Annotated in this window: 17 protein-coding genes; 4 read left to right on the forward strand and 13 right to left on the reverse strand. The window is 53.2% G+C overall.

The genetic code is table 11. From position 1 onward, the window contains the following. Nucleotides 1-747, forward strand: a complete 747-nt coding sequence (locus tag SK39_RS19630; protein ID WP_003027325.1) for a GntR family transcriptional regulator — start codon at nt 1-3, stop codon at nt 745-747. Here SK39_RS19630 and SK39_RS19635 read toward each other — a convergent pair. From SK39_RS19635 to SK39_RS19645, 3 genes are read right to left on the reverse strand one after another with little or no spacing between them, the layout of a single operon-like run. Next, nucleotides 721-1,686 (reverse strand): PfkB family carbohydrate kinase, encoded by a 966-nt coding sequence (locus SK39_RS19635; RefSeq protein ID WP_048217337.1) that lies wholly within the window; start codon nt 1,684-1,686, stop codon nt 721-723. The genes SK39_RS19630 and SK39_RS19635 overlap by 27 nt on opposite strands. Beyond that, the gene (locus tag SK39_RS19640) at nt 1,683-2,687 is read right to left on the reverse strand and encodes an ADP-ribosylglycohydrolase family protein (RefSeq protein WP_048217338.1); all 1,005 of its coding nucleotides are present in this window, start codon (nt 2,685-2,687) and stop codon (nt 1,683-1,685) included. Before SK39_RS19640 ends, SK39_RS19635 begins: the two co-directional genes overlap by 4 nt. Beyond that, complete coding sequence (locus SK39_RS19645; protein WP_003027315.1) at nt 2,684-3,961, reverse strand: nucleoside permease; 1,278 nt, start codon at nt 3,959-3,961, stop codon at nt 2,684-2,686. Before SK39_RS19645 ends, SK39_RS19640 begins: the two co-directional genes overlap by 4 nt. A gap of 252 nt (nt 3,962-4,213) precedes the next feature. On the opposite strand from SK39_RS19645, the gene fbaB reads away from it, so the two are divergent. Beyond that, entirely contained in the window at nt 4,214-5,266 is a 1,053-nt protein-coding gene (gene fbaB / locus SK39_RS19650) for a class I fructose-bisphosphate aldolase (RefSeq protein ID WP_003027312.1), read from the forward strand. Nucleotides 5,267-5,288: 22 nt separating this feature from the next. Here the strand turns inward: fbaB and yegS are convergent, their stop codons facing one another. The 7 genes from yegS to SK39_RS19685 form a co-directional block, all read right to left on the reverse strand. Then, nucleotides 5,289-6,188 carry a lipid kinase YegS gene (gene yegS / locus SK39_RS19655; protein ID WP_003027310.1) on the reverse strand — a complete coding sequence of 300 codons (900 nt, stop codon included), beginning with the start codon at nt 6,186-6,188 and terminating at the stop codon, nt 5,289-5,291. Between the two features lie 131 nt (nt 6,189-6,319). Then, nucleotides 6,320-7,051 carry an arginine ABC transporter substrate-binding protein ArtJ gene (artJ, locus tag SK39_RS19660; RefSeq protein ID WP_003834417.1) on the reverse strand — a complete coding sequence of 244 codons (732 nt, stop codon included), beginning with the start codon at nt 7,049-7,051 and terminating at the stop codon, nt 6,320-6,322. A gap of 262 nt (nt 7,052-7,313) precedes the next feature. Continuing rightward, a complete protein-coding gene (gene artM / locus SK39_RS19665) occupies nt 7,314-7,982 on the reverse strand; it encodes an arginine ABC transporter permease ArtM (protein ID WP_003840185.1) in 669 nt (222 codons plus the stop codon). Beyond that, entirely contained in the window at nt 7,982-8,698 is a 717-nt protein-coding gene (gene artQ / locus SK39_RS19670) for an arginine ABC transporter permease ArtQ (RefSeq protein WP_003027301.1), read from the reverse strand. The genes artM and artQ overlap by 1 nt, the downstream gene beginning before the upstream one ends. A 6-nt stretch (nt 8,699-8,704) precedes the next feature. After that, nucleotides 8,705-9,436, reverse strand: a complete 732-nt coding sequence (gene artI / locus SK39_RS19675) for an arginine ABC transporter substrate-binding protein ArtI (protein ID WP_003027298.1) — start codon at nt 9,434-9,436, stop codon at nt 8,705-8,707. 16 nt (nt 9,437-9,452) lie between these two features. Then, nucleotides 9,453-10,181 (reverse strand): arginine ABC transporter ATP-binding protein ArtP, encoded by a 729-nt coding sequence (gene artP, locus SK39_RS19680; RefSeq protein WP_003027295.1) that lies wholly within the window; start codon nt 10,179-10,181, stop codon nt 9,453-9,455. A 225-nt stretch (nt 10,182-10,406) separates the two neighbouring features. Continuing rightward, on the reverse strand, nt 10,407-10,922 hold the full coding sequence (locus tag SK39_RS19685; RefSeq protein WP_048217339.1) for a lipoprotein: 516 nt from the start codon (nt 10,920-10,922) through the stop codon (nt 10,407-10,409). Between the two features lie 126 nt (nt 10,923-11,048). Here SK39_RS19685 and SK39_RS19690 point away from each other — a divergent pair, with 126 nt between their 5' ends. Together SK39_RS19690 and SK39_RS19695 are read left to right on the forward strand one after the other, a co-directional pair. Continuing rightward, a complete protein-coding gene (locus SK39_RS19690) occupies nt 11,049-11,372 on the forward strand; it encodes a heavy metal-binding domain-containing protein (RefSeq protein WP_001160725.1) in 324 nt (107 codons plus the stop codon). Continuing rightward, complete coding sequence (locus SK39_RS19695; RefSeq protein ID WP_003027275.1) at nt 11,369-12,199, forward strand: N-acetylmuramoyl-L-alanine amidase; 831 nt, start codon at nt 11,369-11,371, stop codon at nt 12,197-12,199. The genes SK39_RS19690 and SK39_RS19695 overlap by 4 nt, the downstream gene beginning before the upstream one ends. Nucleotides 12,200-12,304: 105 nt before the next feature. Here SK39_RS19695 and SK39_RS19700 read toward each other — a convergent pair whose 3' ends face one another. From SK39_RS19700 to ltaE, 3 genes are all read right to left on the reverse strand, one after another. After that, nucleotides 12,305-13,318 carry an NAD-dependent epimerase/dehydratase family protein gene (locus tag SK39_RS19700; RefSeq protein WP_003840192.1) on the reverse strand — a complete coding sequence of 338 codons (1,014 nt, stop codon included), beginning with the start codon at nt 13,316-13,318 and terminating at the stop codon, nt 12,305-12,307. 97 nt (nt 13,319-13,415) lie between these two features. Further along, entirely contained in the window at nt 13,416-14,846 is a 1,431-nt protein-coding gene (locus SK39_RS19705) for an SDR family oxidoreductase (protein ID WP_048217429.1), read from the reverse strand. A gap of 10 nt (nt 14,847-14,856) precedes the next feature. Further along, nucleotides 14,857-15,858 (reverse strand): low-specificity L-threonine aldolase, encoded by a 1,002-nt coding sequence (gene ltaE / locus SK39_RS19710; protein WP_003840196.1) that lies wholly within the window; start codon nt 15,856-15,858, stop codon nt 14,857-14,859. Between the last annotated feature and the right edge of the window lie 72 nt (nt 15,859-15,930).

The following is a 15,930-nucleotide window of genomic DNA, read 5'->3' on the forward strand; positions in this document are numbered from 1 at the left end:
ATGGAACAAGCGCATACCCAGCTTATCGCACAACTGAATGAACGTATTTCAGCGGCGGATAACACGCCGCTGTATATGAAATTTGCGCAGACGGTGAAGAATGCTGTGCGCAGTGGGATCCTGGAGCACGGCAATATCCTGCCCGGCGAGCGCGACCTCAGCCAGTTGACCGGCGTTTCTCGGATTACGGTACGCAAGGCGATGCAGGCCCTGGAAGAAGAGGGTGTAGTAACACGTGCCCGCGGTTACGGAACGCAAATCAACAATATCTTCGAGTATTCGCTCAAAGAAGCGCGCGGTTTTTCTCAGCAGGTGGTGTTGCGCGGTAAAAAACCGGATACGTTGTGGGTTAACAAAAGAATTGTACCTTGCCCGGAAGAGGTGGCACAGCAGTTGGCAGTTGTCACAGGAAGTGATGTCTTTCTGCTCAAACGCATTCGTTACGTTGACGAAGACGCAGTATCTATTGAAGAGTCTTGGGTACCCGCACATCTAATTCATGATGTGGATGCCATTGGTGTTTCTCTGTATGACTATTTTCGTAGCCAGCATATTTTCCCACAGCGTACGCGCTCACGCGTTAGCGCCAGAATGCCGGATGCAGAGTTCCAGGCGCACATTCAAATGGATAGTAAAGTGCCGGTACTGGTGATCAAGCAGGTAGCGCTTGACCAGCAGCAACGGCCTATTGAATACAGCATCAGTTACTGTCGTAGCGATCTATACGTTTTTGTGTGCGAGGAGTAGCGCCTCGCGTGATGGGGCGCAATCGCCGCCACGATGCCCAACTACCCAGGATGCCACCGCGTTACCTAACAGCACTGAGTCGGCCAGGGTCCAGCCAGACGCTAGTCCGGCCAGCATGCCGCCGGCATGGCTGTCTCCTGCGCCGATAGTATCAATGACCGCCGTTGCAAATGCCGGTACGCAGCCGGATGTCTGTGCGCTGAAATACCATGCGCCGTCTTTATCGTGACGCACGACCACCGGTGCGGTGAAACGCTGCACCCATTCTGCGCCAAAACCTTCCACATCCTGACTCAATGCAAATCGCTCGGCAGCAATTTCCGCCTCCTGACGATTAAGTGACACCAGCGGACGGCAGGCCATAATTCGTACCAGTAAGGGCTCGGGAATGTCGCCGATGCGCGGACCAAAATCGATAAACGGTGTCACCTCTTCCAGACCTTCCAGCCACTGCACCAGCAATTCACCGCACGGGGACGCTAGCTGATAACCCGAGAGATACACCAGGCTATGACGCGGGATATCCAGCTGTGCCAGCCAGGCGGCATTCCACTGATTCTCAACGCCGCTAAAGGACATAAAGGTACGTTCGCCATCCGGTTCCACCAGCGCCAGGCACCAGCCGTTATCGCCTTCAGCGTTGTCGATCAGGCTGTACAGCCCCTCTTTTGCCATCCGATTGCGGATAATGTCGGCCCATACCCCCTGACCCAGCGGTAACGCATTACTGGCGTCGATACCTAAACGCTTGAGCGCTACGGCAATATTGAGCGCGCAGCCGCCAACGTTCACGCCTTGCTGTTTGAGTTCGATGTCACAGCCTCGCCAGGGAAGGGCATACGCATCGGCAATGACATCAATCACCGCTGCACCCACCACCGTTACTGGCCGCTGTGTACGTAACTGCGAGAGAAGTTGTTGCAGATGCGTATTGCTCATAGCGCCTCCCGCTGCTCACGCAGTCGTATTAACCCGTTGGCGTAGCGGGTAAAGTCCAGCTGATTAACCGCATCCAACTCCTGCTTCAATGCCGGGTCAATCGCGCCGACGCCGTGCAGCGCGCCACAAATGGCGGTAGCCATCGCTCCGATGGTATCGGTATCGCCGCCGAGGTTCGCGCACAGAATGGCGCAGCGGTTGGGATCGGTCTGCGCCAGTTCGACCATCGCGATGGCGCAAGGCACGGACTCAATCGTACTGGTTCCGGCTCCCACCACCTGATACAGCTGTTCGCTGGCAGACTCAATGCCGTCGGCATTACGGACGATTTTCAGCGCCATCTCAAGGCGTGCAGAGAGAGAGGCGCTAAAGGTGGTGATTCGTTTTTGCTGCGCATGCAGGGCAATGGCAGGCAGCGCATCAACAATCTCTGACCATGTTCCTCCGTCGATGGCGCGCGATACCGCCCACGCGACGACAACGGCTCCCGCGATAGCCAGATCCGATTTATGCGTCGGGCTGGAGGCCAGTGCCACATCATCGATAAAGGCATCAAGATTGCGAGCGGGTAGCAGGCATCCCAGTGGCGAAACGCGCATTGCCGCACCGTTGGTCACGCCATTATTCTCCAGTTCGGCGACAGGTTTGCCGTCGCGAATGGCTTTGAGCGCAATTTTTGAGGTCGGGCCGAGCACGTTTTTATTAAAGGCATCAAAACGCTCTGCCCAGGCCAGAATATTGCGACCAATAACGTCGGGTACAATCTCTCCGTCGCACTCAAGCAGGGCATCTGCCAGACACAGCGCCATAGACGTGTCATCAGTAAACTCTGCCTGGTTAAAGTAGCAGGCAGCATTATTTTCCGCCGGACCAGGCAAAAAACTGTCGATCCAACCGAAATGGGCTTTAACCCGGGTTCTTGGCCACAGTTCCGACGGCATGCCCATCGCATCCCCTAACGCCTGCCCATAAAGAGCACCGAGAATACGTTCTGCTTTCATTTTACTTCCCCTTGTTTCAACGCTACATCGCGATCGTCCACCTTAATGGCGGTGATTTCTTTGTCAGATTCGCGAAAGAAAATCATAAACATCACGGCAATGACGGCAATCATGACCGCGCCAAATCCCCACATGCCAGCCCAGTTAAAGGTGAGACCATTAACCGGTTCCTGGTAAGCAAACATTTTTTCCATCATCACGCCGCCCAGACGGTAACCGAGCAGGCTGCCGAATCCCTGACAGCAGAGGGTGATAAGCCCTTGCGCTGCGGTGCGCATGTGAACCGGCGCTTTTTTATCGACATAGATGTAGGCCGTGACGTAATAGAAGTCGTAACTGACACCGTGCAGCAGAATGCCGAGAAACAGCAGGGCGTAAGTGAAATATTCTTCCGCACCACCGTAAACGAAAAATCCGTAGCGGATCGCCGCAGTAATAAGACCAAGCAATAATACCTTTTTAATGCCAAAGCGTTTGGTGAAAAACGGTAGTGCCAGCATAAAGAAGATTTCAGAGAACTGGCCCAGCGTCATCCAACCGGTGGCGTTTTTCATTCCGACTTCTGTCAGGTAGCCGTTGGCGAAGATGTAATAGAACGCCAGTGGCATCGCAAACAGGAAAGAACAAAAGAAAAAGACGAGGAAATTTTTATCGCGCAGCAGGATCAGCGCATCCAGACCCAGCATGACTTTGAAATCCATTTTACCGGTACTTTTTGGTGGCGTATCCGGTAAGAAGAACGCAAAGACGCCCAACAGTGCAGAGCTTCCGGCAGTGATCAGCAGGGGAATATTGGTGGGTGAAATGTCGCTATAACCAAGCATTTGCGGTAAGAAACCACAGGCCAAACCAGAGGCAATCCAGCCGATGGTTCCCATCACTCGGATGCGCGGGAAATCACGCTCAACGTCCGGTACGTTGGCAAAAGCAATACTGTTAGTCAGCGCAATCGTCGGCATATAGGTCAACGAATAGGCCAGTAACAGCGGGAAGAATCCGCTGAAGGTGGTTTGCTGGGCGGCGAAGTACATCAGAATAGCGCCGACGAACATCAACACCGCCAGCACTTTTTGCGCGGAGAAAAAGCGGTCAGTGATTGAACCGACCAGAATGGGCGACAGGATCGCGGCGATCGCGGTACAAGCGTAGGACCAGCCGATCTCCCCGGCGCTAAAGCCGCTTTTACTCAGCCACAGCCACAGCGGTACAAACCAGGCGCCCCAGATAAACCACTCTACAAACATCATGAACGACAGCTTAACTGTAGTTTTCATCTTTAAATCCTTCATGACAGGTAAGGTACGCATTGATAGTACCATTAGGTAATACCTTTAAAATACCTTTATGGTCTAAATTTGACCGCCTTAACATTATTTCTTCCTGAATCGAGCCAGCAGAAGTTGCTGAAAAGTGCGCTAAAGATGGAAAAAAAGCGCAGTCGGTACCAGGCTTAATGCTGCCCGCAAAAAGGCGGGTCAGGACAATCCACATTCCGGTTTCAAATCGGAAATTACGGGAGCATAGCTATGACTGATATTGCGCAGTTGCTTGGCAAAGACGCCGACAACCTTTTACAGCATCGTTGTATGACCATTCCTTCTGATCAACTTTACCTGCCTGGACATGATTACGTCGACCGTGTGATGGTGGATAACAATCGGCCGCCTGCCGTGCTGCGTAACATGCAGACGCTGTATAACACGGGTCGACTGGCCGGGACAGGGTATCTGTCGATTCTACCGGTGGACCAGGGGGTAGAGCACTCCGCTGGCGCATCGTTTGCGGCTAACCCGCTGTACTTTGATCCGAAGAATATTGTGGAGCTGGCTATCGAAGCAGGGTGTAACTGCGTGGCATCGACCTATGGCGTGCTGGCTTCTGTCTCCCGTCGCTACGCGCACCGCATTCCGTTCCTCGTTAAAATTAACCACAACGAAACGCTGAGTTATCCGAATACGTTCGACCAGACGCTGTATGCCAGCGTAGAGCAGGCGTTCAATATGGGCGCGGTTGCGGTAGGGGCAACCATCTATTTCGGTTCTGAGGAATCTCGCCGCCAGATTGAGGAGATTTCGGCCGCGTTTGAGCGCGCCCATGAGCTGGGTATGGTTACCGTGTTGTGGGCGTATCTGCGTAACTCCGCGTTTAAAAAAGATGGCGTGGATTACCATGTTTCTGCCGATCTTACCGGACAGGCTAACCATCTGGCTGCCACTATCGGAGCGGATATCGTTAAGCAGAAAATGGCGGAAAATAACGGTGGGTATAAAGCGGTTAATTTTGGCTACACCGACGATCGCGTCTACACCAAGTTGACCAGCGAGAATCCAATTGACCTGGTACGTTATCAACTGGCGAACTGTTATATGGGGCGCGCCGGGTTAATTAACTCCGGCGGCGCGGCTGGCGGCGAAACCGATCTTAGTGATGCGGTACGTACGGCGGTGATTAACAAACGGGCAGGCGGCATGGGGCTGATTCTTGGACGCAAAGCATTCAAGAAAACCATGGCCGACGGCGTTAAGCTGATTAACGCCGTGCAGGATGTTTATCTGGACAGCAAAGTTACCATCGCCTGATTACAGCCGGGGTGTCGTTGTGTTAGCGCAACAGTGGACAACCCGGCGGCAGTCTGCAACGTAACGCCTCAGGCAGGATTTCAATATGAAACTCCTGTCCGCTGAGCGGTTCGCCGTCAAGATTAAAGGTAATTTCGTGTGGGGCGCGGATATCAAACCACGATGATGCGCCCTCGATGATGTTAGGGTTGTCTTCGGATTGCGTTAACGCCGAAAGCAGCCCTGGCAACAGTTCTTCGCCGGTAAAAATGCGCAGTTGCAACAGACCATCGTTGATCAGCGCCGTTGGGCAAAGCTGTTGCCCGCCACCAGCCTGACGACCATTACCGATACCAATCACCAGCGCCTTACCCTGCCAGTGAAAATCTTCCCCACGAATATCGCAGACGTCGGGTTTGAGCGTATCCATGCGCATTAATCCGTGGATAAAGTATGATACGCCACCCAACGCAGCTTTGAGTTTTTCCGGCGTTTCGGTAGTGATACGTGTGCCGAAGCCGCCGGTCGCCATGTTGATAAAACAGGTTTTATCATTGACCTGCACCATATCGATCGCTGTCGCATTTGCGGCGATAGCCAGCTTTAACGCCTTATCAAGGTCGTCGGGTATCCCCACGCTGGTGGCAAAATCATTTGCCGTTCCCAACGGTAAAATACCCAGCGCCGGAATATTGTCGCCCTGCGACTGGATCAGCGCCGTCGAAACTTCGTTGATGGTGCCGTCGCCGCCGCCGGCAATCACCGTTTCAACGCCTAGCTGACGAGCTTCATCAACGTAGCGTTGGGCATCGCCTTTTTCCCAGGTCACGCGAACATGGATTTCCACGCCTTCATCGCGAAGCTTCGCAATGGCATCACGCAGGGGGAGATTATCAGCACTTTTTCCATTGAGGATCAGTAAACTGGCAGGGAACGCTATCATCCGTTTGCCTCACTTTTTTTCGTTTTAACAAGTGTATGCCAGGAAAGTGTTTATGGCGTAAGAACTGACTGAAAGCGCAGGCGAAGAGATAAAAAAAGCCGCAGAGCGCGGCTTTTCAGATTGGGCAGACGTTACTGCGGGAACCACTGATCGCTGATTTTCTTGTACGTGCCGTCAGCTTTGATTGCCGCCAGCGCGCTGTTCAGTTTTTCCAGCAGGGCTTTGTTATCCGGGCGAACCGCGATGCCAAGGCCAGTACCGAAGTATTGCGGGTCGGTTACTTTGTCAGTGGCTACGCCTAACTGCGGGTTGGTTTTCAGCCACTCGTTAACCACAGCAGTATCGCCAAATACGCCATCAATACGGCCATTTTTCAGGTCGATAATCGCATTCTGATAGCTATCGTAGGCCACGGTTTTCACCTCAGGATGTTTATCCTGCAGGTATTTCTGATGGGTGGTGCCGTTTTCCATACCGATGCGCTTACCTTTCAGGTCGGCAAAGGTTTTATAGGTGTCTTTTTTCGCAATCACCAGCGCGGAGTTGGCATAGTAAGGCTGAGTAAATGCAACCTGCTTGCTACGCTCAGGTGTGATATCCATTCCGGAAATAACCGCATCATATTTCTTGAATTTCAGCGCGGGGATCAGGCTATCGAAAGCGTGATTGGTGAAAGTACATTCTGCCTGCATTTGTTTGCACAGCGCCGTTGCCAGGTCGATGTCAAAACCGACAATTTTATTGCTCGCATCCAGTGATTCAAATGGCGGATACGTGGCTGATACACCGAAACTAATTTTATCAGCAGCTGAGGCGCCAGCGGCGAAAGTAGCAAGTAATGCGGCCAGTACTAACTTTTTCATGGTGGAACTCCCGTCTGTCAATCTTATGATTATTTACCGTGTCTGCGGCGTGGATTAACAATGCCATTTAATGAATTTATATGCAATAAAAATGATTAAATATTTTTAATGGCATAAAAAAAGACGGACAATTTAGGTTGTTGTCCGTCTTTATTATTTTAATTTATGCATATTTGCCGGATGGTGGTGCTAGCACCTTATCCGGCCTACAAAAGGTGCATGAACCGTAGGCCTGATAAGCGTAGCGCCATCAGGCATATGCTTAATTCCGGTGTTCAAACGCCAGCGCTTTACGTTCGATTAGGCGCATCATCAGCGTCAGCAAGCCGTTGACGATCAGGTAAATCACACCCGCAGCACCGAATACCATAACGTCATAAGTACGACCGTACAGCAGCTGGCTATAACCCATGACTTCCATCAGGGTGATGGTGTAAGCCAGTGAGGTACTTTTAAATACCAGCACCACTTCGTTGGAATATGAGGAGAGGGCGCGTTTAAAGGCGTACGGCAACAGAATCGCCAGCGTATCCTTTTTGCTCATCCCCAATGCACCGCAGGACTGCCACTGGCCTTCCGGGATTGCACGGATAGCGCCGTAGAACAGTTGCGTAGTGTAGGCCGCACTGTTTAACGACAGCGCAATTAAGGCGCATAACCAGGGTTCAGAGAGCAGATGCCACAGTACCGGATATTCTTGCAATGCCGGAAACTGTCCTGGTCCGTAGTAGATCAGGAAGATTTGCACCAGCAGCGGTGTACCGGTAAACAGCGTGATATAGGCGCGAACCAGCCACACCAGCACCGGCGTTTTCAGCGTCAGGATGACGGTGAAAATCAGCGCCAGCACCAGAGCAACTACGATGGAGGCGACCGTCAGCGTCAGGCTGGTATGCAGCCCTTTCAACAATTCAGGTAAATACTCAAGCATCAGCCTGGTCTCCGCTCAAAACGTGTCGCGCGCAGGTCAATGCGTTTGAGAATGTACTGACTCACCAGCGTAATCACCAGGTAAATAGCGGCTGCCACAATGTACCAGGTAAACGGCTCCTGGGTACGGGTGGCAATACTCTTCGTTTGCAGCATCAGATCGTTCACGCTGATAAGGCTGACCAGCGCGGTATCTTTCAGCAATACCAGCCACTGGTTACCCAGTCCCGGTAAGGCATGACGCCACATCTGCGGCATCACCAGACGAAAGAAGATCGCTGCTTTAGACAAACCTAACGCCTGACCTGACTCCCATTGCCCGAGTGGCACGGCCTTCAGCGCGCCACGCAGCGTTTGCGACGCGTAAGCGGCATACAGCAATGACAGTGCAATGACACCGCACAGGAACGGGCTGACGTCGAAGTTTTCGATCTGCATCTGAACCGGGATTTGTACAAACCCGAGATTGATCGTAAAGCCATCGGCCAGCGTCAGCAGCAGTTGTGAGGATCCGAAATAGATAAACAAAACCACCAGAATTTCTGGCAGACCGCGCAGGATGGTGACCAGGGCCGAGCCCGCCCATGCCACCGGGCGCCATTTTACTGACTCCCAGACGGCAAAAAACATGGCGAGCGCAAGGCCAATGATCAGCGCACAAACGGCAAGGCCGACGGTCATCCCGGCGGCGCTTGCTAAAGGAAAAAATTCATTCATCAAATATTACTTCTGGAACCATTTGTTGTAGATGGTCTCGTAAGTCCCATCTTTCTTCACTTTTTCCAGCGCAGCGTTAAATTTCTGCTGCAGCTCGGTATTGCCCTGGCGCACAGCGATGCCCAGACCAGTACCGAAGTAATCTTTATCCGTGACTTTGTCGCCAACCGCGGCCAGTTTTGGATTGTCTTTCAGCCACTCTGTCACTACTGCGGTATCACCAAAGACGCCGTCAATACGACCGTTTTGCAGATCGAGTTTGGCATTCTGATAGCTGTCATACGGCACGGTAGTCACTTCCGGATGTTTATCCATGATGAATTTCTGGTGCGTCGTTCCGTTTTGAACGCCGACTTTTTTGCCTTTCAGCTGATCAATGCTGGTGTATTTACCCTGTTGGCCAACAAATAGCGCAGAGTTGTCGTAGTAAGGGGTGGTGAACAGAACCTGTTTTTCACGCTCAGGCGTGATGTCCATACCGGCCATCACCGCGTCAAAACGACGGAATTTCAGGCTCGGGATCAGGCTGTCGAAGGCCTGATTGGTGAAGGTACAGGTAGCGTCAATCTCTTTACACAGCGCATTCGCCAGATCAACGTCAAACCCTACGATCTTGTTGTTAGCATCGATCGATTCAAACGGAGGATAAGACGCTTCGGTGGCGAAACGAATGGTTTGGGCTGCGGTAGCGGAAAGGCTAAAACCTGCGATTAGCGCGGCAATCAGAACTTTTTTCATTGTATTGTCCCGAATCTTAGTGAGAAAGATAGTTTTTAAACGCTTCGGTTTGCGGGTTGGCAAAGCAGCTCGCATCCCCAAACTCGACGATATGACCGTTTTCCATGTACACCACGCGACTGGCCGTTTTACGAGCAACTTCCACTTCGTGGGTGACGATCACCTGAGTAATATTGGTTTCCGCCAGCTCACGAATGATGCTGACGATTTGGGCGGTGATTTCCGGGTCAAGCGCTGCGGTAGGCTCATCAAACAGCAGCACCTGTGGTTCCATCATCAACGCGCGGGCAATGGCCACACGCTGCTGCTGGCCGCCGGACAGATGCAGTGGATAGCGATCGCTGTACGGCTTCAGACGCAGTCGTTCCAGCAGTTTCTCGGCACGCGCCATCGCTTGCTCTTTTGTCAGACCCAGTACGCGGCAGGGCGCTTCAATCAGGTTCTGCACCACCGTGAGATGCGGCCAAAGATTATATTGCTGGAAGACCATGCCCACGTTTTGACGCAGATCCCGAATGGCTTTATCTGACGGGGTTTTCGTGAAGTCGAAACGGTTACCCGCAATAGAGAGCGTGCCCGAGCGCGGCATCTCAAGCAGGTTGAGTACGCGCAGTAGCGAGCTTTTCCCGGCTCCACTTGGGCCAAGTAACACCAGTGTTTCACCCTGAGGGCAATCCAGCGTGATATCGAACAGCGCCTGATGCGCGCCGTAGAAGCAGTTAATGCCGTTTAATTGAATACTCATTGACACTCGATACTGGCAGTCTGATAGCTATTGAAGCCGCAGATACTACCTTTGACAGAATAGTTATGCAATATTTATGCGTTAAAAGTTAAATGCAAACCGCATTCTTCTCTAAACATAGCACAAAATAGCGGGGCCACCAGTGGGCAAGAATAATTGTCGGCATTCTATGCAGAATGCCAGACAATTAATGGGGGTTATGATTTGGGCGAGTAAATGGCGCGATTAACGGTTTTCGACAGACTGGCGCAACGTCCCGGCAGGCGCGTGTACGCTGCCGCCCAGATAGCGTACATCATCAACGACCCAGCACTGGCCTTCGCGGATCATCAGCACTTCATCACGCCAGCTCTGGTCACCCTGTTTCAGCTCTACGCGTAGCGGAATGTTGCGTGCATCACTATTCGGAATAGTCGATGCGCTGGCGACGCTGGCACTGTCCGGTAACGTAGCCCGACTGGAGAACGGATCGCTGTTAAACAGGTCGCGGTGTGCGTTATCGCGGCTGGCATCGTTCAGCAGTTTAGCCAGGTTGTCGCTAAGGTATGGACGAAGTGGGGTAAGATCATTGTTTCGATGCTGAATACGGTAATCATAGAATTGTTGAGCCACGCTGTCTGGCCCGCCTTCTACGCATGAACCGCTACGCGTGCCGTTATCTTTATAGACCGGCGTCACGGTCGTACAGGCGCTGAGAAGTAGTGCAAATGGAACCAGCAGAGAGAGTTTCGAGTAGCGCATAATGATTTCCTTATTAGCTTTCTACTATTAGTGTTCTACGTTGATAGAATATATCCTTTCAATGATAGTGGATCGGTTCGATAATGCTTTTGAGATCGTGCTCTTAGCGCAAAAAGGAGATTAACCATGCAGTTTTCGACTACCCCTACGCTGGAAGGGCAGAGCATCGTGGAATACTGCGGTGTTGTGACTGGCGAAGCCATTTTAGGCGCGAATATCTTCCGCGATTTTTTCGCCGGCATTCGCGATATTGTCGGCGGTCGCTCCGGCGCGTATGAAAAAGAGCTGCGTAAAGCGCGTGAAATTGCTTTCCAGGAGCTGGGCGAACAGGCCAAAGCGCTGGGTGCTGATGCAGTGGTCGGTATTGATATTGATTACGAAACCGTGGGCAAAGACGGCAGTATGCTGATGGTGAGCGTCAGCGGTACCGCGGTGAAAACTCGCCGATGAAGCGTCTGTTGTGTCTGCTGGCATTTACGCTGTTGCTGGTGGGATGTGCTGGCGAAAAAGGGATTGTCGACAAAGACGGGTATCAGTTAGATACCCGCCGTCAGGCACAGGCTGCTTATCCACGCATTAAAGTGCTGGTTATCCATTACACGGCCGATGATTTTGACTCTTCTCTGGCTACGCTGACCGATAAAAACGTCAGCTCGCACTATTTGATCCCGGCTGTGCCGCCGCTCTACCACGGCAAACCGCGTATCTGGCAACTGGTGCCGGAAAAAGATCTGGCCTGGCATGCGGGGATTAGCTTCTGGCGTGGCGCTACGCGTATTAACGATACCTCAATTGGCATTGAGCTGGAAAACCGCGGCTGGCAAAAATCGGCAGGGATAAAATATTTTGCGCCGTTTGAGCCCGCGCAGATTCAGGCGCTGATCCCATTGGCGAAAGATATTATCGCCCGCTACGACATAAAACCGCAGAACGTGGTAGCCCATGCGGACATCGCGCCGCAACGTAAGGACGATCCTGGACCGCTTTTCCCATGGAAAGTGCTGGCCGAACAGGGAATTGGCGCGTGGCCGGACACTCAGCGCGTAGCGTTTTATCTTGCCGGGCGAGCACCTCATACGCCGGTAGCAACCGAATCTTTACTCGATCTGCTGTCGCGTTACGGCTATGAGATAAAATCTGATATGACGCCGCGCGAACAGCAGCGGGTGATTATGGCCTTCCAGATGCACTTCCGCCCGACGCTGTGGAACGGCGTGGCGGATGCGGAAACTCAGGCGATTGCCGAAGCGTTACTGGAAAAATACGGGCAGGGTTAACGCAGAACACCAATGCCCGATGGTGCTTAGCTTATCAGGCCTACGGCTAATTTAGGCTGGATTTTGTAGGCCGGATAAGGCGCTTGCGCCGCCATCCGGCAATGGTTAACGCGGCAGCTTACCGTGGTCGCGCAGCCAGGCCGCGGTACGTTCAATCCCTGCATCCAGCGTCACAATGGGCTGATAACCCAACTCTTCCTGAGCGCGGGTAGTATCCAGCGTAAAATCAAAATTTAGCTTCGAGACGCCGTAATGCGTCAGCTTTGGCTCTTTTGCCGATTTATTGCCTAAGCGCTCCATGCTGCGGGCAATCATGTCCAGCATCGGGTAGGGAACGGAGCGGATCCGACAATCAATATTCAGCTCGTCGATGAGTTTCTGCACAATGCTGCGCAGAGTGCGATGCTCGCCGTTGGTAATGTTGTACGCGCGACCTGACGGCAGCTTATCGCAGGCTTGCTGACTTGCCAGCCACATCGCGTGCACTGCATTTTCGTAGTAGGTCATATCTACCAGCGCACTTCCGCCGTGCGGCAACAGGATGCTGCCATAGTGGTACATCATATGGGCCAGGCGCGGGATAAAGACCTTATCGTGTGGTCCGAACAGGCTTTGCGGACGCAATACCGTAAAACGCGTCTGCGGGTTGGCCTGCGCCAGCAACGCGATCACGTCTTCGCCAGCTGCTTTGCTGCGGGCAAATTCATTGGCGAAGCGGTGCGGACGAAAGTCCTCTTTGATATCGCGATGGTGGTGATAATCAAAATAGAGCGACGGCGAGGAGATATGAATGAAGTTGCGAACGCCCCAGGCCACGGCCCACTCGCCCAGACGGCGAGTTGCGCGAACGTTGGCCAGATCGAAGGCTTCCTGAGTTCCCCACGGTGAGGTAAAACTGGAGCAGTGCCACAGCGTGTCGATGCCGGCAAGCATTACTTTTGCTTGCGAAGAAACCAGTTCGGTCAAATCCGCATGCACAAATTCTGCGCCCATTTTCTCCAGCAGCTTGCCCATCGCTTCGTTGCGACCGGTGGCTCTGACGCTGACGCCTTTGCTGCATAAAAACTCAACCGCGTTTCGGCCCAAGCCGCTGGTGGCTCCGGTAACCAGTACCTTCATATCAATCCACTGTGTTTAAAAAACGTCGTGCGCATTCTTCCGTGAAATACGCCTGTATGCAATGGGAAACATGAAAGAATACAGGCTCTTTTTATCATTAGTCTGTGATTTGTTCTGCAAGTTTGGCTATACGCTTCGCCATCCCCCTGAAAATGAACAGGTGCGCGGGGATCATCAACAGCCAGTAGAAGAGTCCAGGCATACCGTGCGGATGCCACCAGGCGCGTACATCAATGCGTCGATGATCGCCTTTATCTTCCAGTGTGAAGCTCAGGCGACCCAATCCCGGCGCTTTCATCCCAAACAGCAGCGTCAGCTGTTTCTCCGGCTCAACGATGATGACTTTCCAGCTATCAACGGTGTCGCCAACTTGCAATAGTGGGTGTTCGGGACGACCTTTTGCCAGCTTATGGCCGACCAGCAGGTCCAAGGCCGCGCGCGTCTTCCATAGAATATTGCCAAAGAAATAGCCTTCTTTGCCGCCGAGTCGATTCACTACCTGCCACAGTGCTTTTTTGCTGGCGGCGGTTTCAACGCTAAAGCCAGCTTGTTTGGCGAAATAGCCATATTCTGGACGCCAGCGGGCAAACGCCTGCGCGTCGTAACCCCAGTCGCTGGAGTTGACCAGCTTTTCTTCTTCCTTCAACGTACTGCGCACCGCGTCATCAAAGGCAATCAGCTTTTGCGGGATCAGCGCACGTAGTTTGGTGTCATCGGCCAGCAGGTCGTGTTTTAAGCCCTGGATCAGCGCCTTGGCCGTGGTTGGCGGCACTGACGTAATGACGTTTAAAAACCAGACCGAAATCCAGCGGGTAGGGAAGGGGATGGGGATGAGCAGGCGATGTTTACCGCTGACCGCCATAAAATGCTCGAACTGTTCCTGATAGCTCAACACCTGCGGGCCGGCTGCTTCGAGTACGCGGTGATGTTGCGTGGGATGATCCAACAACGCCACCAGGTAGTACATCAAATTCTCCAGCGCGATGGGTGTGGTACGTGAGCGCACCCAGCGCGGAGGGGTGAGTACCGGCAGGTTGTAGACCATGTCGCGCATCACTTCAAAGGCAGCGGAACCTGCCCCCACGATAATGCCCGCGCGCAATTCCGTCATTGGCACGCCTGATTCACGCAGAGTATCTGCGGTTATCTGTCGCGCACGCAGATGATCGGATTGTTCATGCCGGGGAGCCTGTAATGAGCTCAGGAAAATAAGCTGTTTGACCGCTGTATTACGCAGTGCATCGCGGACGTTCATCGCCACCTGACGTTCGTGGGCGATAAAATCACCGCCTTCACCCATGCCATGGACCAGGTAATAAACCGTATCAACACCCACCAGTAGCGGGGTGAGGTTATCTGGCCAATTCAAATCGACCTTATGGCAACTGACGTTGGCCAGTTGCTGCTTTTCCAGTCGTTCAATGCGACGTGCCGCAGCCAACACCTGATGCCCTTGCTGACTGAGCGCCTGTACCAAATGCTGACCAATGTAGCCACTGGCGCCAAGAACCAAAATCCGTTGCGGCACGCCCATCTCCTTATTGGGTTAAAAAAGTGCGCCAGTGGGCGACGACTTCAGCAAGTTGTTCACGTGATACGTCCAGATGCATCACCAGGCGCACAATCGGGGAGGCGTTAATCAGCACACCCTGCGCTTTCATATATTCACCCAGCGCGGCCGCGTGCTCTTCGCCAACGCGAACAAACAGCATGTTCGTGTCGTGGCGCATGACGTCCGCCCCTGCTTCGCGTAGTTGCTCCGCCATCCAGGCGGCGTTGTCATGGTCTTCCTGCAAACGCGCCACGTTATTTTTCAGTGCATACAGTCCGGCCGCCGCCAAAATACCCGCCTGGCGCATGCCGCCGCCGGTCATTTTGCGCCAGCGAATGGCACGCTTGATGTACTCGTGGCTGCCGACCAGCAGCGAGCCTACCGGCGTTCCCAGACCTTTGGAAAGACAAATGGTGAACGAGTCGCAGTATTGCGTGACATCTTTAAGCTCACAGCCATAGGCGACGATGGCGTTAAAAATACGCGCGCCGTCGACGTGCAGGGCAAGATTGCGCTCCCGGGTGAATTCCCAGGCCTCTTTCAGATACTCGCGCGGCAGCACTTTGCCGTTATGCGTGTTTTCCAGACTGAGCAGACGGGTGCGGGCAAAATGGATATCGTCTGCTTTGATTTTTGCTGCCACTTTGTCCAGCGGCAGGGAGCCATCCGGCGCGGCATCGATGGGTTGCGGTTGAATGCTGCCGAGCACCGCTGCGCCACCCGCTTCGTAGAGATAGTTATGCGCGCCCTGGCCGGCGATATACTCTTCGCCGCGCTGACAATGGCTGAGCAGTGCAACCAGGTTCGCCTGAGTGCCAGTAGGTAAGAAAATGGCAGCTTCTTTGCCAGAAAGCTCGGCCGCGTATTGCTGGAGGGCATTAACGGTAGGATCATCACCGTAGACGTCGTCCCCGACCGGGGCGGCCATCATCTCTTCGAGCATGGCGCGACTGGGTCGGGTGACGGTATCACTGCGTAAATCAATCATGGTATCTCCTTATTACACTTCATCCTTCAAGCTGCCTCGGCGTTGGCCGCACCCTCAAACCCCAGTCACATA

This window comes from Citrobacter sp. BIDMC107 (assembly GCF_001037575.1).
Classification (GTDB): domain Bacteria; phylum Pseudomonadota; class Gammaproteobacteria; order Enterobacterales; family Enterobacteriaceae; genus Citrobacter; species Citrobacter freundii.